Here is a 21,180-nt window from a genome sequence, read left to right as displayed (position 1 = left end):
CGATCTCGAAGGGTCCGACCCGGGCACCATCGTCACCGCGAGTTTCACGGAGAACGCCGTCAGCCCGGGAGCCCGATAGCTTTGGGCTCCATGTACTGGTGCAGGCCGCGGATTCCGCCGCCCTCGCGACCGAGCCCGCTTTGCTTGAAGCCGCCGAACGGCGCGTCGCCGGGTCCGCTGCCGTTGATTGCGATCTGGCCGGTGCGGATGCGGCGCGCAACGCCGACAGCGCGATCGACATCGGCGCCCCATACCGCACCAGAAAGTCCGTATCGCGAGTTGTTGGCGATCGCGACGGCCTCGTCGTCGTCGCGGTAGCGCAGCACGGTCAGCACCGGCCCGAATACCTCGTCCTGGGCGATGGTTGCGTCGGGGTCCACGTCGGTGAGGATGGTCGGCTCGAAGTAGAAGCCGGTGTCCAAGCCGGCCGGGCGCCGTCCTCCGGTCACAAGTCTGGCCCCGTCGTCGACGGCGGCGGCGACATGTGCAGCTACCCGGTCCAATTGCATACGGCTGATCAGTGGACCCATCTGGACTGCCGGGTCTGCCGGGTCACCCACCGAAACCGCGCGCGCAAGTGCCACCAGCTGCTCGACGACGTCATCGTGGACCTGTTCTGGTAGCAACAGCCGGCTCTGCAGGATGCAGGCCTGCCCGGCGTGAAATGTGCACGCATCGAAGAGGATTCGCTCTAGGGCGGCACGGTCGAGGGTCAGGTCGTCGAGCACGATATTGGCCGATTTCCCGCCGCACTCCAGCAAGATCCGGGTCATGTTGGCACCGGCGGCGGCCATCACCTCGCGGCCCACCGCCGAGCTGCCGGTGAAGCTGAGCATGTCCACCCGTGGGTCGGTGGTCAGCAACTTGCTCGCCTCGATGCCACTTGGCGTGACGACGTTGACCACACCGGGCGGGATGTCGGTGTGCTCGTCGATGATCCGTGCCAGGGCAAGGCCGGCCAGCGGCGTCAGTGGTGACGGCTTGAGCACGACGGTATTGCCCGCGGCCAGTGCCGCGCTCAGTTTCATCACATTGAGCATGTGCGGGAAGTTCCACGGCGTCAGGATCGCGACCACACCCAATGGTTCGTAACACAGCAGCGTGCTCCCGTTCTGTTCTTCGGTCAGCTGCAGCGCCAGTTCGGCAGCGCGAGTGGGCAAGTAGGCGGCGTTGTCGACCTGGATTTTTCGTTCGTTGGCGACGCAGCCCCATTCGATTTGTGCCAACGTGAGGAACTCGTCGGCGTGCTTGTGCAGCGCGTCGCCGAGCTGGACGAGGCATGCTGCGCGCTCCCCGGGTGCAGTGTCGGCCCACGGGCCCGAGTCAAACGCCCGGCGGGCAGCCGCAATCGCCTCCGTCACCTGACCGACACTGGCGTCGGGCGCGTGGGCAATCCTGTCTTCGGTGGCCGGGCAGATGTCGTCGTAGCGACCGTCTTCCGGGTCAACCCACCGGCCGTCGATGTAAAGCCCGTAGCTGTCGATCAGTGAGCGGGCGTCAGCCATCCGGGTTCCTTTCGGCGCTCCGACATCTCAAGCGGGATTCCGCCGCGTCCGCGAACTTTCCCGCGTGGACGGATCGCGTGCTGTGTCGGGTCGCGGGAACAGCGGCCGCAAGCCCGCCGGCGGCCGGAATGGCGCCCACTCGCCCAGTGGCTGCGCCAATCGGTCTGCGACAGCAAAGACCACCGCCGGGTTGTGGCCATACCCGAAGTGGCTGCCGATCACCGCGATGTTTTCGGCTTCTGCCGAGCGAAGATCGAGACACGCCTGCCAGGCGACCACCCCGTCGTATCGGGAATAGATCGAGGTCGCCGGCACGGGCAGGGCTTCGGTTTCCAGCTCCAGCGGCGCCGACGCCCGTTCGACATGCAGGTGTGAGAAACGGTTGAACGCCGCGCTGGCACGGGTTTGGTTTCTGTCGGTGAGCCGAAACGGCGTGCCGAAAGTAATGACCTGGCGCACCGACGATGGGCGCCGGCGGGCCATCGCGCGCGCATAGATGCCGCCGAGGCTCCAGCCGATCACGCTCACCGGGCTGCCATACCGGGTATGTAAGTCATCGAGGCGATCGCCCATGCCCGCGACCGCTTGGGCCGTCGGACCGATGTTTCGGCCGAGCCGCCAGCCGTGCACCCGGTAGCCGAGGTCGCGCAGCAGGCGCCGCAAGGCCAATGTCGATCCGTCACCGGCCAACAGGCCGGGCAGCACCAACACCGGATGCCCGTCCCCGGTCGGCAACATCCGCCGCAGTGGTAGCGAAGCCAGCAGCAGCCCGAATTCGGCCGCCGCACGGGCAGGATCGGTCAGCGACAGTGACCATGGCGGAGCGCCGGAGCGCCGCGGGCGCTCGACGGGTTCGAACATCGGCTCAGACATAACTGCGCTGCTCCTCCTCATCGCTTCGTCCCCAGCTTCGCGGGGACCCCGCTGCATCGTCGCCAGCGCGGCGCATAAATGTCAGCCTGCCACCACTTCACCGCTTCGCGCGGCCAGTTCGCCACTCACCCTTTCTGGGTATGCCGCCGCTTTTCTGGGTATGCCGCCGCGATGAGCAGCGACGTACAGACCGGGACCATCACCACGCAGGTGCCGTCCCGACTGGACCGGCTGCCCTGGTCGCGCTTCCACTGGCGGGTGGTCATCGGGTTGGGCGGGGTGTGGATTCTGGATGGCCTGGAAGTCACCATGGTGGGCAATGTCGCGGCCCGGCTCACCGAGCCCGGCAGCGGGATCACGATCAGCGCGGCGCAGATCGGGGTGGCAGCAGCCTGCTACATCGCCGGTGCGTGCACCGGCGCGTTGTTCTTCGGTCAGCTGACCGACCGCTTCGGCCGTAAGAAGCTGTTCGTCCTCACGCTGGTGATCTATCTGGCGGCCACTGCAGCGACGGCCTTCTCGTTCGCGCCGTGGTACTTCTTCGCAACACGGTTCTTCGCAGGCACCGGTATCGGCGGCGAGTATGCCGCGATCAATTCGGCGATCGACGAGCTGATCCCCGCGCGCGTCCGCGGCCGCGTCGATCTGGCGATCAACGGTTCCTTTTGGCTGGGGTCGGCGCTGGGCGCGGCAGGCGCGTTGCTGCTGCTGAACACATCTCTGTTCCCGGTCAACATCGGGTGGCGAATCTCGTTCGGCATCGGCGCGGTGTTCGGCTTAGCGGTACTGATGGTTCGTCGCAGCGTTCCGGAGAGTCCGCGCTGGCTGTTCATTCACGGTCAGGAAGAGGAGGCCGAGCGCATCGTCGCCGGCATCGAGGAGGACATCGAGCGCCAGCAGAACCAGCCGCTGCCACAGCCGGAGGGATCGCTGACGGTCCGCCAGCGCAAGACGATTTCGGTTGCAGAGATCGCCAAGGTGGCCTTCAAGCTCTATCCCCGCCGCGCGATCCTGGGCCTGGCGCTCTTCATCGGGCAGGCGTTCATGTACAACGGCGTCACCTTCAACCTCGGCACGCTGTTGCACGGGTTCTATTCCGTGACCTCCAGCATGGTCCCGGTGTTTTTCATCCTGTGGGCACTGTCCAACTTCGCCGGGCCGCTGCTGCTCGGGCCGCTCTTCGACACGGTCGGGCGCAAACCGATGATCTCGCTGTGCTACCTGGGTTCGGCCGTGCTGGCGGCGGTTCTGGCCGGCGTATTCGTGAGCCAGCTCGGCGGCGTGTGGACGTTCCTCGCCGTGCTGATGGCATGCTTCTTTTTGGCCGGTTCCGGTGCCAGTGCCGCATACCTGACGGTCAGTGAAGTCTTCCCGATGGAGACCCGTGCGCTGGCGATCGCGTTCTTCTACGCAGTCGGAACAGCGATCGGCGGCATCAGTGGCCCCGTGCTGTTCGGTCAACTGATCGGATCCGGAGAGCGCCATCTGGCTGTCCTGTCATTCCTGATCGGCGCGGTGGTCATGGCGATTGCGGGCGTGGTCGAACTGTTCCTCGGCGTCAAGGCCGAGGGCCAGAAGCTAGAGGACCTCGCGCAGCCACTGACGACCGCGGACGCGTGACGCCAATGTCGTGGACGTGCCGGCTGATGGGCCACCGACCGCGGTTCCATGCCGCGGGCTGCACTATGCACTGGGCGTGCGAGCGCGGCTGCGGCCAAGCCAGCGGCTACAAGACGTACCCGACCGCCCAGCAGGCGCAGCGATACGCCACTGCCTTTGATCGTCGCAACGAGTTAGGCAAGCGGGCACCGCTGATCGGGCTGCTGCCACTTCGGCTGTGGCACAGGTTTCGTCAGCCGTCAACGCTGCGCCAGCGCCCGCAGGAAGAAACCTAGGTTGGCCGGGCGCTCGGCCAGACGTCGCATGAAATACCCGTACCACTGGGTGCCGAACGGCACATACACCCGTACCCGGTTACCGGTGTGAGCCAGCCGAAGCTGCTCGCCATCGCAGATGCCATAGAGCATCTGGTACTCGAAATCATCGACGCCCCGGCCAGATTCGCGTGCCAGCACCGGACCCGTCTCGACGATCACGGGGTCGTGCGAAGCGACCATCGGGTAGCCCGTTCCTGCCATCAGCACCTGAAGGCAACGCAGATACGAATCGGTGACCGCAGCGCGGTTGCGGTAAGCCACCGACGCCGGCTCGTCGTAGGCGCCCTTGCACAATCGAACTCGGGCCCCAGCGGCCGCGCAATCTCGGCAATCACCCAGCGTTCGCCGCAGATACGCCTGCAAAACCACCCCCAGCCAAGGGAAGTCGGACCGCAGGTCAGCGATGATGGACAAGGTCGACTCGGTAGTGGTGTGGTCTTCGGCATCCACCGTCACCCACGCGCCGGCCTGTTGCGCGCGTGTGCAGATGGTGTGGAGATTTTCCCGCGCGATCTTCTCGCCGTTGCGCTCCAGGGCCTGCCCCAGCGCCGAAAGCTTGACCGACACCTCGAGCGGTCGCACACCGTCGAGCGTCGCATCGAATCGCCTGCCCAGTGCATCGAGTAGGTCAAGGTAGGCCTGCATGGTCGCGGTGGCGTCATCGGCATCGGCGACGTCCTCGCCCAGGTAGTCGACGGTGACCATGCGACCCGAAGCCCGCAGTCCGGCAACGCTGCCTAGCGCCTGCTCCAGCGTCTCCCCCGGCACAAACCGGTGCACCACCGTGCGAGTGAGCGATAGCCGCTCGACGGTGCGGCGCAACCGAGCTGATCGACTGGCGGCCAGGATCGCCGGGCGTACCGTGCCAAACGCACCGGTTTTGGGGCGACCCGCTGCGCCCGGCTCCGCCGCGCTGGCGATCGCCCCGGACATTATCCCGCCATGTGCGGATAGTTATGGTCGGTGGCCGCGACGAAGGTCTCCTTGATCGTGCGTGCCGATGTCCAGCGCAGCAGATTCAGCGCCGAGCCGGCCTTGTCGTTGGTCCCCGATCCGCGGGATCCGCCGAACGGCTGGCGCCCTACTACCGCCCCGGTCGGTTTGTCGTTGACGTAGAAGTTGCCGGCCGCGAACCGGAGCCGGTGCTGCGCGGCCAGCACGGCGTCCCGGTCCTCGGCGATCACCGCGCCAGTCAGCGCGTAGCGCGATCCGGTGTCGACCACGTCAAGGATCCGTTCGTAGGCGTCGTCGGGGTAGACGTGGACCGACAGCAGCGGGCCGAAGTACTCGGTGGAAAATGCCTCGTCGGCCGGGTCGTCGGACAGCAGCACTGTTGGACGCACGAAATACCCCACGCTGTCGTCGTATTCGCCGCCGACCGCGATCGTGACGGCGGCCGTGCCTTTGGCCCGCTCGATCGCGTTGACGTTCTTGGTGAAGGCCCGCCGATCGATCAGCGCGCCGCCGTAGTTGGCGAAGTCGGTGATATCGCCGTAACGCAAGTCAGCGGTCGCCGCCAGGAAGTCATCGCCCATCTTTTGCCACACCGAGTGCGCGATGAACGCCCGCGACGCCGCCGAGCATTTCTGGCCCTGGTAGTCGAACGCCCCGCGGATCAAGGCGGTGCGCAGCACCTCGGGTTGCGCCGAGGCGTGGGCGACGATGAAGTCTTTGCCGCCGGTCTCGCCGACTAGCCGGGGGTAACTGCGGTAGCGCTCGATGTTGGTGCCGACTTCACGCCACAGCTGCTGGAAGGTGGCCGTCGACCCGGTGAAGTGGATGCCGGCCAGCCGCGAATCTGCCAGCGCCACATCGGAAACCGGGTAACCGTCGCCGGTGAGCAGATTGATCACGCCCGGCGGTAATCCGGCGGCCTCCAACAGCTGCATGGTCAGATATGCCGCCAAGGTCTGGGTGATCGACGGCTTCCACACCACGGTGTTTCCCATCAGCGCTGGCGCGGTGGGCAGGTTGCCGGCGATCGACGAGAAGTTGAATGGCGTAATCGCGTAGACGAATCCGTCCAACGGCCGATAGTCGGTGCGGTTCCATTCGCCGTGCCCGCTGATCGGCTGCTGCGCCAGAATCTGGCGGGCGAATGCGACGTTGAACCGCCAGAAGTCGATCAGCTCACAGGGCGCGTCGATCTCGGCCTGGTAGGCGGTCTTGGATTGACCGAGCATGGTTGCGGCGGCGATCGTGTCCCGCCACGGCCCGGCCAGCAGATCGGCCGCACGCAGAAAAATCGCGGCGCGTTCGTCGAACGGGGTTGCCGCCCAGTGGGTCCGGGCCGCCATGGCAGCTTCGATTGCCGCCGCGGCGTCGGCGTGGGTGGCGTTGGTCAACGTGCCGAGCTTGGCGGCGTGCCGGTGCGGTTGAACGACGTCGATTCGCTCACCGGCGCCCAGCCGATGCGCGCCGCCGACGACATGCGGCAACTCGATGGGGTCGGCGGCCAGCGAGTTCAGTGCGGCGCGCAGCCGCACCCGTTCGGCGGAATTCGGCGCATAGTCACAGACCGGTTCGTTGGCGGGCAGCGGAACATCGGTAATCGCGTCCATGGTCTCAGGATGCTCGCCGACGGGCCCAACATGCTTGGTTGATCAGACAAGGAGGATGACTCCGAATAGTAGAATCGGACAACATGCGGGTGGCCGGACTGGCGCTGGGCCAGCTGCTGCTGGCGCTGGACGCGACCATGGTGAGCCTGGTCGACGCTCCGCGCGGACTGGATCTGCCGGTGGCCTCGGCGGCGCTGATCGATTCCGACGATGTCCGACTGGGATTGGCGACCGACGCGGATTGGGCCGACGTGTTCTTGTTGCTCGGTGTCGGCGACGAAGAGGCTGTCCGGTGGCTGGATGGGCAACTCAAGCAGGCAAGCGCGCCGGCGGCCGTCTTCGCCAAGGAGCCGTCCGACGCGCTGGTGGCCCATGCCGTCCGATCGGGGACGGCGGTGGTGGCGGTGGATCCGCGGGCCCGCTGGGAACGGTTGTACCGCTTGGTCAACCATGTCTTCGAACACCACGGTCCTTCGCCGGCCGATCCACACTATGACTCGGGCACCGACTTGTTCGGCCTGGCGCAAGCGGTCGCCGACCGTGTCCACGGCATGGTCAGCATCGAGGACGAGCAGTCGCACGTGCTCGCGTATTCGGCGTCCAATGCCGAGGCCGACGAGCTGCGGCGGCTCTCCATCCTCGGCCGCGCCGGGCCGCCCGAGCATCTGGAGTGGATCAGCCGATGGGGCATCTTCGACGCACTACGTAGCAACGACCAGGTGGTTCACGTCGCGGAACGCCCGGAGTTGGGGCTGCGGTCACGCCTGGCGATCGGGATTCATCAGCCGCCAGTCGACACCCGGCGCGCGCCCGGGTTCGCCGGTGCGATCTGGGTGCAGCGGGGTTCGACCGCGTTGGCCGACGACGCCGAGGAGGTGTTGCGTGGCGCGGCCGTGATGGCCGCGGGCATCATGTCGCGGCTGGCGGCCCGGCCGTCGGCGCATGCGCTGCGGGTGCAGCAGCTGCTGGGCCTGGCTGACGCGGATCGGCTGGATACCGGCGACCTCGCCCGCGAGCTGGGCATCGCCGCAGACGGCAGCGTCACGCTCATCGGGCTAGACGCCGCGGATCGCCATACCCGGCTGACTGAGATAGTCGCCTTGAGCGCCAGCGCTTTTCGGGCTGACGCTCAAGTCACCTCAAGCGGAGCACGAATATATGTGCTGTTTCCGCACATCAACAAGCCGGCGTCGCTCGCCTCGTGGATTCGCGGCATGATCGGCACCCTGCGTGCGGAGCTGGGTCTGCGTCTGCGGGCTGTCGTGGCAGCGCCGGTCCGCGGACTCTCCGAGGCGGCCGCGGCACGCGCCGACGTGGACCGGGTGCTGGACAGCGCTGAGCGCCATCCGGATTCGATCGGTTCGGTCACCTCGGTTGCCGAAGCGCGCACCACCGTGCTGCTCGACGAGATCGTCACGATGGTCCGCGCCGACGACCGGCTCATCGACGCGCGGGTGCGCGATCTGCGTGGCCGTCAGCCGGCGCTGGCCGAAACACTGCGGATTTACCTGGACGGCTTCGGCGATGTGGGTGCGGCGGCGCAACGGCTGCACGTGCATCCCAACACCGTGCGCTACCGAATCCGCCGGATTGAACAGGTGCTGTCGACGTCGCTGGCCGATCCTGATGTACGGCTGGTTCTTTCGCTGAGCTTGCGGGCTACCGAGCACTCGGGATGATCGTGCGGGTCAGCCGCTCACGTGCGGCGACGGCGCCTCCGGCCGGCCGGAAATTTGCGCGTCGTGCCCCGCGCCGGCCGCCATGCTGGCGGCCTCGCCGCGCGCCAGAGCCACCGTCGCGACGATCACCAACACCGCCGAAGCCACCAGCAAAAGCCACTCTGGCCCATCGGCCTCCAGCGTCTCCTTGAGCACGATGATTCCCAGCGTGGTGGCCACCACCGGCTTCGCGACGGTCATCGTCGGCAATGACGCGGTCAGCGCACCGGCACGAAAAGCCGACTGCTGAAAGATCATCCCGGCCACTCCGGCGAGCACCCAGGCGTACAGCTCAGGTGTTCGCACCAATTCGCCGGCCCCGTGTTCGAGTACGTCGACGACACCCTTGGTCAGCACCGCGAACAGCGCCAACGACGAACCCGACACCGCCGCCAGCAGCACCGCCGAGGCCGGGCGATCCGACCAAATCCGGGCAGCCAGCACACACAGCGCCAACGCCGGACCCATCACGACGGCCACCAGGATCCACGTTTCCATTGGGCCACGGGACTGGCCTTCCGTCGGATCCGCGACCGTGACGAGGACCGCCAACGCGGCGGCCAGCACTACCGCCCAGCTCCACTCCCGGCGGGTTATCCGATGCCGACTGAACCGCGCATAGATGGGCAGCGCGAACAGCAGCACCGTCACCTGCAGCGCCGTGACCAACATGACCGAGCCCTTGTCGAGCGCCGCAGCAAGCAGACAGTAGCTGGCGATGTCGCCAATGCCGCCCAGCCACCACCGGCCGTCGCGGACCAACATGCCGAACAGCTCCAGGTGTCCGACCTGTTTGTCGGTGATCTCCTGCGCGCAGCGCTGACGCACCACGCTGCCGATCGCGGCGGCCAGCGCAGCGCAGAGGGCAAGAAAGCCCGCGATATCCGTATTCGACATGGGTGACCTCCTCGCCGACATTCAGCCCGGGAAGCCGCTACGCCCACGCGCTGTTCACCTGGGCTGTTTCGTCCGCGGTGACTCTAGTGTGCAGAGAGTGCTCAACAGGTCTCGCGCCGAAACCACCCCAAATACTTACGGGAACAATCTAGACGCCGTTCAAAGCGGAAATTTGGTGCCCGTCAGCTCTTCGGACAGCTCCCACAGCGCCTCGGCGGTGGTGGCGCGTGTGGCCGGCCAGTTACGCCAGGTCGGCTGGGAGCGGCCATACAGGCCGAATCGCGGGCCGACGAAGGTGTTGCCGGGCAGATCCTGCGATACCGCGTACAGCGTCTGGCGGGCGCCGAAGTCGGCGTCGGTGGACACCACACGATCGACCGCCAAGACCGCCGCGTCGCCCAGCTTGCGGCCGGAGTTGCCTTGCAGGTTGGTGTGTGACCAGCCGGGGTGGGCGGCCAGCGCGCGCAACGAGCTGCCGGCGACATCCAGGCGGCGCTGCAGCTCGCTGGTGAACAGCAAATTGGCCAGCTTCGACTGGCTGTAGGCCAGCCACGCCGAATACGGCCGGGACTGCCAGTTCAAATCTTTGAGGCTGATGTAGCCGAAGTGGTGCATCAGCGAGGACAACGTCACCACCCGGTCGGCGAGCTTGGGCAACAACAGGTTGGTCAGCGCGAAATGACCGAGGTGATTGGTGCCGATCTGGCCCTCGAAGCCGTCGCCGGTCAGCGCGTACTTGGTGGCCATGATGCCGGCGTTGTTGATCAGGACGTCGACTCGGTCGATGCCGTCGGCGAAGCGCCGCACCGACGAGTGGTCCTGGAGGTCAAGTTGTCGAACCTCGACCTCACCCCCCATGCGCTCGGCGGCTTCGTCACCCTTTCCGGTGTTGCGTACGGCCAAGATGACGTGGGCGCCGACCCGGGCCAATTCACGGGCGGTCACCTCACCCAACCCGGCATTGGCGCCGGTCACGATGACGGTGCGTCCGATGAACGACGGCAGGTCTGCTGCGGTCCAGTCAGGCATGGCAGACACCCTAATCCGAGAGTTGTGCCGGGGCTCCGACGACGCGTGGCCTGTGACACCGGTCATGGGCTCGTCCGAGCCCGGGATACCGCGGGTATCGTGCTGGGATGACGCGCGGAGCCCGACCTGGGCGGATGTATCTAGGCGTCATCGTCAATCCGCAAGCACGCAGGAACCGGGGTGTGGCGGGTGCTCGCAGCGCCGAACTGCGTCGCATCCTCGGCCCGTGGGGCGAGGTGCACGAAACCGCGTCGATCGAGGATCTCCACAAGACCATGGCGGAGCTGCATCCGCGGGTCAGCCATCTCGTGGGCGACGGCGGTGACGGCGCACTGCACTGGTTGGTCAACGAAGTCCAGGACTGTATCGCCGATCCGGAACGCTGGCCGACCTTCGTGCCGACCAACGGCGGCAGCGTCAACGCCGTCGCGCGCAAGGCGCGGGTGCGGGGGCGCGCCGATGCGATTGTCCGGGCGCTGGCGGCCGCCGCGGCGAAGGACCAGCCGCCGCCCGAATGCCGCCTCGACACACTGCAACTCGACGGTGAGACCGAGGACGGCGCGGCGTTTCACCGGATTTGCTTCGGGCTGGCGGCCGGAGGTCTGGGCAATCGGTTCTACGACAAGTACTACGCCAATCCAGACCACAACCGAACGGCCGTCGCACGAACGATCGCTCACACGTTAGGCGACTACGTAACCTCCAAGGTTGCGCCCGGCCACTCCGACCGGACCAACTGGGCGTCGCATCTGTTCGCTCCCACGCACGCCCGCGTCGTGATCGACGGCGAGGAGGTCCCGACACGAACACACCGGTTGCTGCACGCCGGTGCGATCGACCTTCGGATCGGCGGTCCGTTCCGGCTCTTTCCGAAGGCCTCCGAACCCGGTGCGCTGCATTTCCAAGCCGGGGAGACCTCGCCTTCCCGAATCATCGTGCAGCTTCCCGCGGCCCTGACCAACGGCGGAATCAGAGGCAGCCGGGTACGCGATGTCAACGGTCGAGAGATGATCATCGAGGCCGAGGACGAGCCGCTGTCACCGATCATCGACGGCGAGCGTTTCACCGGCATCGTCAAGCTGGTGGCCCACGCCGGACCGAGGATCCGCGTCGCCCAGGTAACGACCAAGGCGTGACGCACCGCTAATTCGCCGGCGTCACCGCCGGGTCTGGATGGTGCGAGTGATCTGAGCGGCGAGTTTGGGGTCGGCCAGCAGTTGGTCGACGAGTGCGGCGAGAACCTCTTGGCCGGTGACGCGCGCGAATCCGAGCCGGTCGGCGGCGTCCCGCTGCCAGCGATCGAGGGCCCGGTGCTGGGCGGGTGAGAGGTCGACCGTTCGGCGAGTCTTTTGAACGCGCGCTCGGCCGACGGAGAAGCGCTCGGTCGGCGCGGCGGCGGCCGCGGCCGTCAATCGCGGGTGGGACCGTTCACCGTCAGCGTGGTTCATCGTGGGCCCTTACGTTCGGCTGAAGATTTCAGTATGTCAGTATATCAGTCTCAGTAGATGCGGAGATCATGAACTGTCCGCCCGCTGGTTCGACCGCCGACGACGCCATGGCCGGCGAGCGGTCTACCCGCCCCGCCGGCTCGCCGACCGTCTCGCCCAGAGCGCCGCCCTCCGCTCACGCCCGCTACGCCGGATGACGCGTTGCCCGTTGGCCTGGGAATGATTGCTGGACGACGAACCGATTGAGGCAAGTATGCGCGCTGTCGCTGTATTTGATGTTTGCCAACGAGCTGTTTGAATGGCCTCCAAATTTATTGCAATTTCTGATGCCGCGGCGCCCGGGCCGCGGGACGGTCATGGAATACGGATGTCCGGAAACGCGTATCTCAGTATCTACGTATCACATGTTTAGGCAGTTTAAAGCGATATCATACTTTACTGAGGTACTGATCGCAGTACCTACGGACATCGTCTCAGTACATCATCCGCTACTGGGCTACTGGGCACACAAGCCTCTCTGAGAATGCAACTTCTTTGATAGCTGTACGCATCCTGTGAGGTTGTTGTGCAAGAAGGAAAAAGCCTTCACGGGCTTTGCTTGAGATACGCTGACCGCGCTACGATCGGGTTTACCGATTCCGGTAAAAACAGTTGTTCTGATGATCTCGGCTAGGACTGACGTAGAGAGGGGTGCTCCTGCGATGGAGACGCTTATCGACTATTTGGACATGTGGGAAGCGCGCAAGCCAGACCAGACCCTCTACCGGTTCGTCGACGTCGACGGTCACGAACTCGAGCAGTACACCTACCACAGCTTCGCCGAGCGGACGCGTGAGCTGGCCGCCTACCTGTACGCAGAGGCCGGTCTTCGGAAAGGAGACCGGGCGCTGCTGGTCTACCCGCCAGGTTTGGAAATGGTGGCAGCTTTGTACGCCTGCGCACGCATCGGCGTGATCGCCGTGCCGGTCAGCCCTCCGCTGCCGATGGCTTTCGAAGCGGGGCTCGCAAAGCTCAGCTACATCGCGCGCGACTGCCAGGCCAAGGCGGTGCTGTCGACCAAGCAGTTCGAATACGACTTCCGATCCCTAGTCGGCAACCCAGAAACCGCCTGGCCCGACGCGGTCCACCCCCCTGAGCTGCCCTGGTACGCGACGGATAGCGCGCAGGACTTCGGCGGCGGGCCCGTGCCGAATACGCCGAATCCAGTGCTGTTCCTGCAGTACACCTCGGGCTCCACCAACGATCCCAAGGGCGTGATCGTCAGCCACGCGAACGCCATCGCCAATAGCGCGGGCTTCGACAACGAGGAACTGGTGTGCGTCAGCTGGCTCCCCCAGCATCACGACATGGGCTTGATCTCGGCGTACTTCTTCGTCCTTGTCCTCGGCGGCAGCACCCATGCAATGTCGCCGGCGGACTTTCTTGTTCGGCCGTCGTCGTGGCTGCGGCTCATCAGTCAGGTGCACGCTACCCACACACCGGCGCCGAATTTCGCGCTGGAGTACTGCCTGCGTGAGGATAAGCTGCCCAGCTCTGAGCTGGAGGGAATCGACCTGAGCAGCCTCGAGTGCATCGTGGTCGGGGCGGAGCCGCTGCGAGCCAAGAGCTTCACCCGCTTCCGGGAGCGGTTCGCGCCCTACGGTCTGGAGCCCAGCGCGCTGACCGGCGCGCATGGCTTGGCCGAAAACACTTTGTGCGTGTCGCTCAAGGGCCGCCAGACCCTGGCGCTGAACAAGCGCGCACTGGACAAGAACGTCGTCCGGATCGAAAAGGCCCTGCCCGAGAACAGCAACCAGGCCCCGGTCGTCAGCTGCGGCAAGCCGCTGGCGAGCAACGTCGTCCGCATCGTCGACCCCGAGTCACGCCAGGACCTGGGCGAGGGCCGGATCGGCGAGATCTGGGTGGACGGCCCGTCCAAGGGAGGCGGCTATTGGCGCCGCCCCGACAAGACCGAAGAGACCTTCGGAGCGCGCATCGTGGGCGATGCCGAGCACACCTACCTGCGCACCGGCGATCTCGGCTTCCTTTATGAAGGTGAGCTGTTCTGCTGCGGCCGGACCAAGGACCTGATCATCGTCCGCGGCGTCAACTCCTACCCCAGCGACATCGAGGTGGTCGTCGAACAGGCCGCCGAGATCCGCAGAGGCTGCGTCGCCGCCTTCGCGGTCGAGCGCGACGACGAAGAGGTGTTGGCCGTGGTCGCCGAAGTGCGGGACGAGCACAAGCTTCCGGACGGCAAGGCCATGGCTCGAGCGATCCGCAGGCAATGCCACATCGATCCGCACACCATCGTGTTCGCGCCGCAGCGCAGCGTTCCCAAGACAACGTCGGGGAAGATCAGGCGGGCCGAGACCCGCAAGCTTTGGCGCAGCGGCGAGCTGCGCGTGTTGGCCAGCTATACCAGTCCGGCCCAGGAGGGCCTGGACACCGACGCGGGTCCGTTGGATCGTTTCCGCTATCTCGTCGAGAGCTATGACCTGACCGGGGACGAGGACTGCTCGTTCGCCGATCTCGGTATCGACTCGCTGACGTTGGCGGAGCTCCGCACTGACCTGCAACGTCTTCTGGAAGAGCACGGTGCGGGCGAATTGGCCGACGAGGTCAACACGCGCCTGCTTCAGCGGCTGACGGTCGCCGAGTTCTTCCAGCTCATGCGGCAGTTCGGTGAGGGGTCCGAACTGCCGCTCCAAGCCGTGCGGGAACAGCTGGATCAGATTTCGGCTGAGTATGAGGCGTACGAGGCCCAGCAGATGCGCGCCGACGCGCAGCTGCCGTTGCCGGAGCTTCCGCCGGCGCGGCCGGGCGCGCCCACCGACATCCTGTTCACCGGCGCTACCGGGTTCCTGGGACCGTTCCTGCTGAGCAACCTGCTCGGCCAGACGGCCTACACCGTCCACGCGCTGGTCCGCGCTACCGATGCGGCACACGGACTGGACCGGATCCTCGCGTCGTTGCGTCGAGCTCAACTATGGTCACCGGAGCTCGAAGCCGACGTCCGGTCGCGGGTGAACGTGGTCTGCGGGAACCTGGCCGAACCCAACCTCGGCATCGGCGAGGCGGAGTTCCGTCGACTGGCCGACAACGTCGATGCGATCGTGCACAACGGCGCGCTGGTCGACTATGTGCGGACCTACGACGGCCTGCGGCCCGCCAACGTGCTCGGTACCCGGGACCTGCTTCGGCTGGCCATGACTAGCCACCGCAAGGCCTTCCACCTGGTCTCCAGCACGTTCATCTACGGCTGGAGCACCCTGCCGGTGGTCGGCGAGTGGGACGCGAACACGGAGATGAGCGGGCTGGATTTCGGTTACTCGCAGACGAAGTGGGTCGCCGAGCAGCTCACGCTGGCCGCCCAGCAGAAGGGCCTCGACGTGCGCATCTACCGGCCGTCGCTGATCTCTCCGACCAGCGCAGGATTCGGCAGCCAGGAGGACATCTTGGTGCGGCTCACGGCGTTCATGATCCAGCACGGCATCGCCGCCGAAGCGTACAACCAGATCAGCCTGCTGCCGGCCGACCTGATCGGCGAACACATCGTCTCGCTGATGGGTCTGCCGAAGGATGACACGGTCTCCGGTGTCTTTAATATGACCGCGGATGGTTACTACAACCTGATGGACGTCACCCGGATCCTGTCCGAGCGGTACGGCTACCGGTTCGACTACCACGACATCGCGTCCTTCACCGAGCAGGTGAATCAGCGGTGCGGTCCACGCGATTCGCTGTATCCGCTGGCCGATTTCCTGACCCGCTCGGCCGACAAGATCTCGGCGATGAAGGACAAGCGCTATGACAACGCCCAATACCAGTACGCTCGGGCACTGGCCAAGGCTCGGCTACGGGAGCCGGCGCTGACCGACACGGTCGACCACCTCGTGCAGTTCCTGCGGCAAGAGCGTCTGATCACCGAGTCGGAGGCCGAGGCGCAGTGCAGCGCCTGACCGCCGTCTAGATTTAAGTATCAGGATGTTGAGGCAAGGGGTTCACGATGTTTACCGTCGATGACCAGGCAGCCGGTCCGCACTATTCTCGTGGCGGAGCCGCGCTCGATCACGAGCGACTCGTGCTTCAGCCTCGTGACGTCGAGTTCGACTGGGTGAAACTGCCGTTCTATTACGTGCCCAACGAGCCCTTCGCCACCCACTTCTGCAACGTCTTGCACCTGCTGCTGCCGGCGGGCGAGGAGTGGATCGTCGACGTGTTCAAGAAGTCGTTGCCGCTGATCCGCGACGACCAACTGCGGCTGGACGTGCAGGGCTTCATCAGCCAGGAAGCCATGCACTCCCAAGCACATTCGGGCGTGGCCGAGCACTTCGCGGCCAAGGGCGTCGACCTGACACCGTTCACCGACCAAATCCGCTGGCTGTTCAACAAACTCGTCGGTGACCGGCCCCGGTGGAGCCGCCGGCGACAGCAGAGCTGGCTGTTGGAGCGGGTGTCGATCGTGGCGGCCCTCGAGCACTACACCGCGATCCTGGGTGAATGGATTCTCGACACACCTCAGCACGACGCCCTCGGCACCGATCCGGTGATGCTGGACCTGCTGCGTTGGCATGGCGCCGAAGAGGTTGAGCACAAAGCGGTCGCGTTCGACACGATGAAGCATCTACGTGGCGGGTATTGGCGACAGGTACGTACCCAGCTGCTGGTGACGCCGGCGATGCTGTGGTTGTTCGTTCGCGGCGTGCGGTTCATGTACTCGGTCGACCCGTACATGCCGCCCGGCAGCAAGCCACGCTGGCGCGATTACTTCGGCGCGGCACGCCGGGGTTTGGTGCCAGGACCATTCGAATTCCTGCGCGTCATCCTCGCCTACTACACGCCTGGTTTTCATCCGTCCCAGTTGGGCGGGGTCGGTCGAGCGGTCGACTACCTGGCTCGATCACCTGCTGCCCGCGCCTCGCACTGATGACTCACACCATCACCGCCTCGGACGGCGTTTCGCTGGCGGTCCACGCCTACACCGATATCGATCAGCGACGCCCAACCATCCTGGCGATTCACGGCTACCCGGATAACCACCATGTCTGGGACGGGGTGGCGCAGCACCTTACGGACCGATACAACGTTGTGGCCTACGACGTGCGCGGCATCGGTGAATCGTCCGCGCCGGCTGACCGGTCGGGATATCGTCTGCCCCAACTTGTTTCGGACACGGGCGCGGTGATCGACAGCCTCGGGGTCGACGAGGTTCACCTGCTGGCCCACGACTGGGGGTCGATCCAGGCCTGGGCGGCGGTCACCGACGAGTCGGTGATGGGCAAGATCGCCTCGTTCACCTCCATCTCGGGGCCGCACCTGAATTACGCGGGCAGGTTTCTGCGGTCGGCGCGTACACCACGGGCCGTCGCCGATGTCGCCAGGCAATTCCTGGCCTCGACCTACATCTGGTTCTTCTTGTGCCCGGGCGCCCCGGAGCTGGCGATCCGGTCCCGGGCGACGGCGAAAGTGTTTGAGGCGGTTGCGCGTATCGGCCGATCAAGCACCCGCAGCCAACGTGGTGCGGTGCCTCGATCGACACACGACTACCTCAATGGCCTGAACCTGTACCGCGCCAACATGCCTGGACCGCTGCTGTCCCCCGGCGAGCAGTTGCCGCAGACCCGCGTCCCGGTGCAGGTACTCGTACCGCGCAAGGACTATTTCGTGTCGCCTCCTCTGCAACGGTTCACCGGCGCAATTCCGGACGGCAGCCGGGTCATCACGATCGAGGGCGGACACTGGGTGGTCAGCTCGCGTCCCGACGTCATCGCCCGGCTGACCAGCGAGTGGGTCGACTTGGTCACCGAGGGCGCAGCTCCGGTTGGGCAATCCGTTGCCGGCGCCGGCCGTCGTGACGTGCGCGGCAAACTCGTACTGGTGACCGGAGCGGGCTCCGGGATCGGCCGGGCCACCGCGGTGGAGTTCGCCCGTCAGGGCGCAGCCACCGTCGTGCTCGCCGACCGAGATCACGCTGCTGCCAACGACTCTGCAGAGATGGTCCGGGCGGCCGGCGCCGAGGCCGCGGTCTATCAGCTCGACGTCACCGACGAAGCGGCGATGGACGACCTTGCCGCCCAAGTACACAACAAGCACGGCGTGGTCGACATCCTGGTCAACAATGCCGGCATCGCGATGGCGGGCCGGTTCCTGGAGACAACGTCGGAGCAGTGGGACACCATTATCGGAGTCAACGTGCGCGGCGTCATCAACGGCAGCCGGGCGTTCGGCGATCAGATGGTCGAGCGCGGCCAGGGCGGCACGATCATCAACATCGCGTCGGCGGCGGCGTTTCTGCCGTCGAAATCCATGGTGGCCTACGGAACCACCAAGGCTGCGGTGTTGGCGTTGAGCGAATCGATGCGCGCGGACCTCGCCGACGACGGCATCACGGTCACAGCGGTGTGCCCGGGTTTCGTCAACACCAACATCGCCAAAAGCACCATCTACGCCGGTATGTCGGCCGACGCGCAAGAGCGGGCCCGGCAGAAGGCCGACGCGGCTTACCGGCGGCGCAACTACACGCCGGAGGCCGTCGCGAAGGCGATCGTCAAGTCCGTGCGGACCGGGTCGCCGGTACTGCCGATCGCGGCCGAGTCCCGCATCGGTTACGCCATGCGGCGCATCAGCCCCTCGCTGGTCCGGCTGGTCGCGCGATTCGACATCAGGCAGACATGAGAGACAAAGCGACGCAGAGCGTTTGGGCCAGTAGACCGCAAGACCTCTACGGCCGCCGGAAGCGCGACCGAATCTACACCGCGCTGGTCGGCGTGGGCGCACTGTTCGGCGGCTTCGCGTCGGCGTCGCGCTGGACGCCATCGCGGGTATCGCCGGTGCAGCGCGCCAACACCGCGGTAATCACCGAACGCCACTTGCTTTCACCCGACGTCGTCGGTTTGACATTGACTGATCCCGACGGTGGATTGCTGCCGTCCTGGACGCCCGGCGCGCACATCGACGTTCGGCTGTCCTCACAACGCCGCCGGCAGTACTCGCTGTGTGGGCCGCCCGGGCGGCGCACCGACTACCGGATCGCGGTGCGCCGGATCGCCGACGGCGGTGGCGGTTCGATCGAGATGCATGACGCTTTCGACGTCGGCGACACCCTGGTTTTCGAAGGCCCGCGCAACGCGTTCTACCTTGTCACCGACGAACGTGAGGTGTTGTTCGTGATCGGCGGCATCGGGGTGACGCCGATCCTGCCCATGATCCAGCTGGCTGCGCAGCACGGAATCAATTGGCGCGCCGTATATGCCGGGCGTAGCCGCCAGTACATGCCACTGCTCGACGAGGTGGTGGCAGTGGCGCCGGATCGGGTCACGGTATGGGCCGACGACGAGCGTGGCCGGTTCGCCACCGCGGAGGAGTTGCTTGCCGACGCCGGACCCACGACGGCTGTCTACGTGTGCGGTCCGACCGGCATGCTGGACTCGGTGCGCACCGCGCGCGACAAACATGCCAATGCGCCACTGCACTACGAACGGTTCAGCCCGCCGCCAGTCGTCAATGGCGTCCCGTTCGAGCTGGAGCTCGCGCGCTCGCGACGGGTGCTCAGCATTCCGGGCAACCGGTCGGCGCTCGACGTCATGCTCGACCACGACCGCACGACCGCGTATTCGTGCCAGCAAGGGTTTTGCGGGACCTGCAAGGTCAAAGTACTGGCCGGAGACGTCGATCGCCGCGGGCGCACCGTCGAGGGCGAGGACGAGATGCTAGTCTGCGTGTCGCGAGCGAAAAGCGACCGCGTCGTGATCGACGCCTAGCGGCGATCGCAAGCGCGGCCGTGGCGATCGCGAGCGCGGCGGAGCCGGGCGCGGCGGGTCGCCACAATTGGCGAAGCCGGGCGCCGCGGGTCGCCGGCTGATCAACCTGATCAACCTGCTTGCCGGATTTCCGCGCGGCTATAGATTTCACCGAGGAACTGCTCGACGGCCACCGCCGCATGTGCGGCACGCGCGGACCCGAAGATATCGAAAGCATGCTGTGCGAACGGCAATTCGGCGTAGACCACCGGGTTGCGGCTGACTTCACGCAGCCGCGAGCTGAAGGCGCGGGCCTGCTCGACCGGGATCAGCGAGTCATTGCGTCCGTGCAGCACGAAAAACGGTGGCGCGTCCTGCGAAACACAGCTGATCGGTGAGGCAGCACGGAATGCATCGACGGTCTCGTTGCGCGACAGTTTGAACACGTACTTGGCCAGTGACGGCACCATCAGCGGGTGCATCGACGTATCGGTTGCGGTGAAGTCGTAGACGCCATAAAACGGGACCGCTGCCCGCACGCTGGTATCGGCACCCTCGAAACCGGGTTGAAACTGCGGATCATTCGCCGTGACCGCCGCCAGCGCGGACAGGTGCCCCCCCGCGCTGCCGCCCGTGATCGCGATCCAGTCAGGGTCGCCGCCGTATTCCGCGATGTGCTCCCTGGTCCAGGCCAATGCACGTTTGACATCGATCAAGTGGTCGGGCCACGTCGAGCGCGGACTAAGGCGGTAGTTGATCGCGACACACACCCAGCCCAGCTCTGCCAGATGGCTCATCAACGGATAGGCCTGTTGCCGTTTACTGCCCACCATCCACGCGCCGCCGGGAACCTGCAACAGCACCGGTGCCCGACCATTCGGGTCCAGATCGGGGCGCCGCCAGATGTCGAGGTGGTTGCGCGAGCCATAAGGGCCGTAACTGATGTCGGTGTCGTGCGCATAGTCGCCGTAGACCCGCATCATCCGGAGCAGACCGGGGGTTTTGGCGGTGCCCGCGCCGGCCGGCAGCTTCCACAAGTCACCCGAGTCGGTGCGACGGCCCACGCCCAGTCCCGCGTCCAGAGCGGCGGTCAGTGGCCGGTCAGCTTGACGGCCGATGCGATGCAGCCCCACCAGGCCCAGCCATGACAACGCGGATACCAGCCAGGCGAACCAGCGCAGCCGCGGAGTGAGCCAGCGGGTTGCAGCGGCCAGCAGCGTCGCCTGGCTGCCCACGATTGGCAGCGGAAGCTCCGACGCGAACACTCCGTAGCCGAACGCAAACAGCGAGGGATAGCCTCGCTTGCTCAGCGGCTGGTACCCGTTGAGCGTGAATGCCAGTCCGGTCAGCGGAGCCAGTACGGCGAGCAATCGCTTCACAATTGTCCTTCGGTCGGCGGCGCAAATCACTTAACCACCCGCTGGTCTGTTCATTGATGAGTGGGGGGACCCCGACAACCTGAGACACAGATCCACGGTTGCTGGCGGTCTC

At 66.0% G+C, this 21,180-nt stretch carries 15 protein-coding genes; 7 read left to right on the top strand and 8 right to left on the bottom strand.

The window, feature by feature from the left end; all coding sequences use genetic code 11:
* Positions 1-59: 59 nt before the first annotated feature.
* Positions 60-1,505: an aldehyde dehydrogenase family protein gene (locus AC5Y5W_RS23720; RefSeq protein ID WP_500013521.1), complete on the bottom strand. Its 1,446-nt coding sequence runs from the start codon at positions 1,503-1,505 to the stop codon at positions 60-62.
* Positions 1,506-1,532: 27 nt separating this feature from the next.
* A complete protein-coding gene (locus AC5Y5W_RS23715; RefSeq protein WP_500013522.1) occupies positions 1,533-2,378 on the bottom strand; it encodes an esterase/lipase family protein in 846 nt (281 codons plus the stop codon).
* Positions 2,379-2,549: 171 nt separating this feature from the next.
* Between AC5Y5W_RS23715 and AC5Y5W_RS23710 the strand changes: the two genes are divergently transcribed.
* On the top strand, positions 2,550-3,998 hold the full coding sequence (locus AC5Y5W_RS23710) for an MFS transporter (protein WP_500013523.1): 1,449 nt from the start codon (positions 2,550-2,552) through the stop codon (positions 3,996-3,998).
* Between the two features lie 239 nt (positions 3,999-4,237).
* On the opposite strand, the gene AC5Y5W_RS23705 is transcribed toward AC5Y5W_RS23710, so the two are convergent.
* Positions 4,238-5,248 (bottom strand): proline dehydrogenase family protein, encoded by a 1,011-nt coding sequence (locus tag AC5Y5W_RS23705; protein WP_500013525.1) that lies wholly within the window; start codon positions 5,246-5,248, stop codon positions 4,238-4,240.
* A complete protein-coding gene (gene pruA / locus AC5Y5W_RS23700) occupies positions 5,248-6,876 on the bottom strand; it encodes an L-glutamate gamma-semialdehyde dehydrogenase (RefSeq protein ID WP_500013526.1) in 1,629 nt (542 codons plus the stop codon). The genes AC5Y5W_RS23705 and pruA overlap by 1 nt, the downstream gene beginning before the upstream one ends.
* Positions 6,877-6,959: 83 nt before the next feature.
* Here pruA and AC5Y5W_RS23695 point away from each other — a divergent pair, with 83 nt between their 5' ends.
* On the top strand, positions 6,960-8,555 hold the full coding sequence (locus AC5Y5W_RS23695; RefSeq protein WP_500013527.1) for a PucR family transcriptional regulator: 1,596 nt from the start codon (positions 6,960-6,962) through the stop codon (positions 8,553-8,555).
* 9 nt (positions 8,556-8,564) lie between these two features.
* Here the strand turns inward: AC5Y5W_RS23695 and AC5Y5W_RS23690 are convergent, their stop codons facing one another.
* Complete coding sequence (locus AC5Y5W_RS23690) at positions 8,565-9,491, bottom strand: DMT family transporter (RefSeq protein ID WP_500013529.1); 927 nt, start codon at positions 9,489-9,491, stop codon at positions 8,565-8,567.
* Between the two features lie 159 nt (positions 9,492-9,650).
* Positions 9,651-10,520, bottom strand: a complete 870-nt coding sequence (locus AC5Y5W_RS23685; RefSeq protein ID WP_500013531.1) for an oxidoreductase — start codon at positions 10,518-10,520, stop codon at positions 9,651-9,653.
* 134 nt (positions 10,521-10,654) lie between these two features.
* Between AC5Y5W_RS23685 and AC5Y5W_RS23680 the strand changes: the two genes are divergently transcribed.
* Entirely contained in the window at positions 10,655-11,656 is a 1,002-nt protein-coding gene (locus AC5Y5W_RS23680; RefSeq protein WP_500013559.1) for a diacylglycerol kinase family protein, read from the top strand.
* Positions 11,657-11,677: 21 nt separating this feature from the next.
* Here AC5Y5W_RS23680 and AC5Y5W_RS23675 read toward each other — a convergent pair whose 3' ends face one another.
* Positions 11,678-11,968 carry a hypothetical protein gene (locus AC5Y5W_RS23675; RefSeq protein WP_500013533.1) on the bottom strand — a complete coding sequence of 97 codons (291 nt, stop codon included), beginning with the start codon at positions 11,966-11,968 and terminating at the stop codon, positions 11,678-11,680.
* Positions 11,969-12,669: 701 nt separating this feature from the next.
* Between AC5Y5W_RS23675 and AC5Y5W_RS23670 the strand changes: the two genes are divergently transcribed.
* From AC5Y5W_RS23670 to AC5Y5W_RS23655, 4 genes are read left to right on the top strand one after another with little or no spacing between them, the layout of a single operon-like run.
* Positions 12,670-15,909, top strand: coding sequence for a thioester reductase domain-containing protein (locus AC5Y5W_RS23670; protein ID WP_500013535.1), 3,240 nt, complete (start codon positions 12,670-12,672; stop codon positions 15,907-15,909).
* Between the two features lie 47 nt (positions 15,910-15,956).
* The gene (locus tag AC5Y5W_RS23665) at positions 15,957-16,877 is read left to right on the top strand and encodes a metal-dependent hydrolase (RefSeq protein WP_500013537.1); all 921 of its coding nucleotides are present in this window, start codon (positions 15,957-15,959) and stop codon (positions 16,875-16,877) included.
* The gene (locus tag AC5Y5W_RS23660) at positions 16,877-18,625 is read left to right on the top strand and encodes an SDR family oxidoreductase (RefSeq protein ID WP_500013539.1); all 1,749 of its coding nucleotides are present in this window, start codon (positions 16,877-16,879) and stop codon (positions 18,623-18,625) included. Before AC5Y5W_RS23665 ends, AC5Y5W_RS23660 begins: the two co-directional genes overlap by 1 nt.
* A complete protein-coding gene (locus AC5Y5W_RS23655; protein ID WP_500013541.1) occupies positions 18,622-19,710 on the top strand; it encodes a PDR/VanB family oxidoreductase in 1,089 nt (362 codons plus the stop codon). Before AC5Y5W_RS23660 ends, AC5Y5W_RS23655 begins: the two co-directional genes overlap by 4 nt.
* A 110-nt stretch (positions 19,711-19,820) precedes the next feature.
* On the opposite strand, the gene AC5Y5W_RS23650 is transcribed toward AC5Y5W_RS23655, so the two are convergent.
* Positions 19,821-21,071 (bottom strand): alpha/beta hydrolase fold domain-containing protein, encoded by a 1,251-nt coding sequence (locus AC5Y5W_RS23650; protein ID WP_500013561.1) that lies wholly within the window; start codon positions 21,069-21,071, stop codon positions 19,821-19,823.
* Positions 21,072-21,180: the final 109 nt, after the last annotated feature.

This window comes from Mycobacterium sp. NGS51 (assembly GCF_059812525.1).
This window is presented reverse-complemented; position numbering and strand designations above follow the sequence as displayed.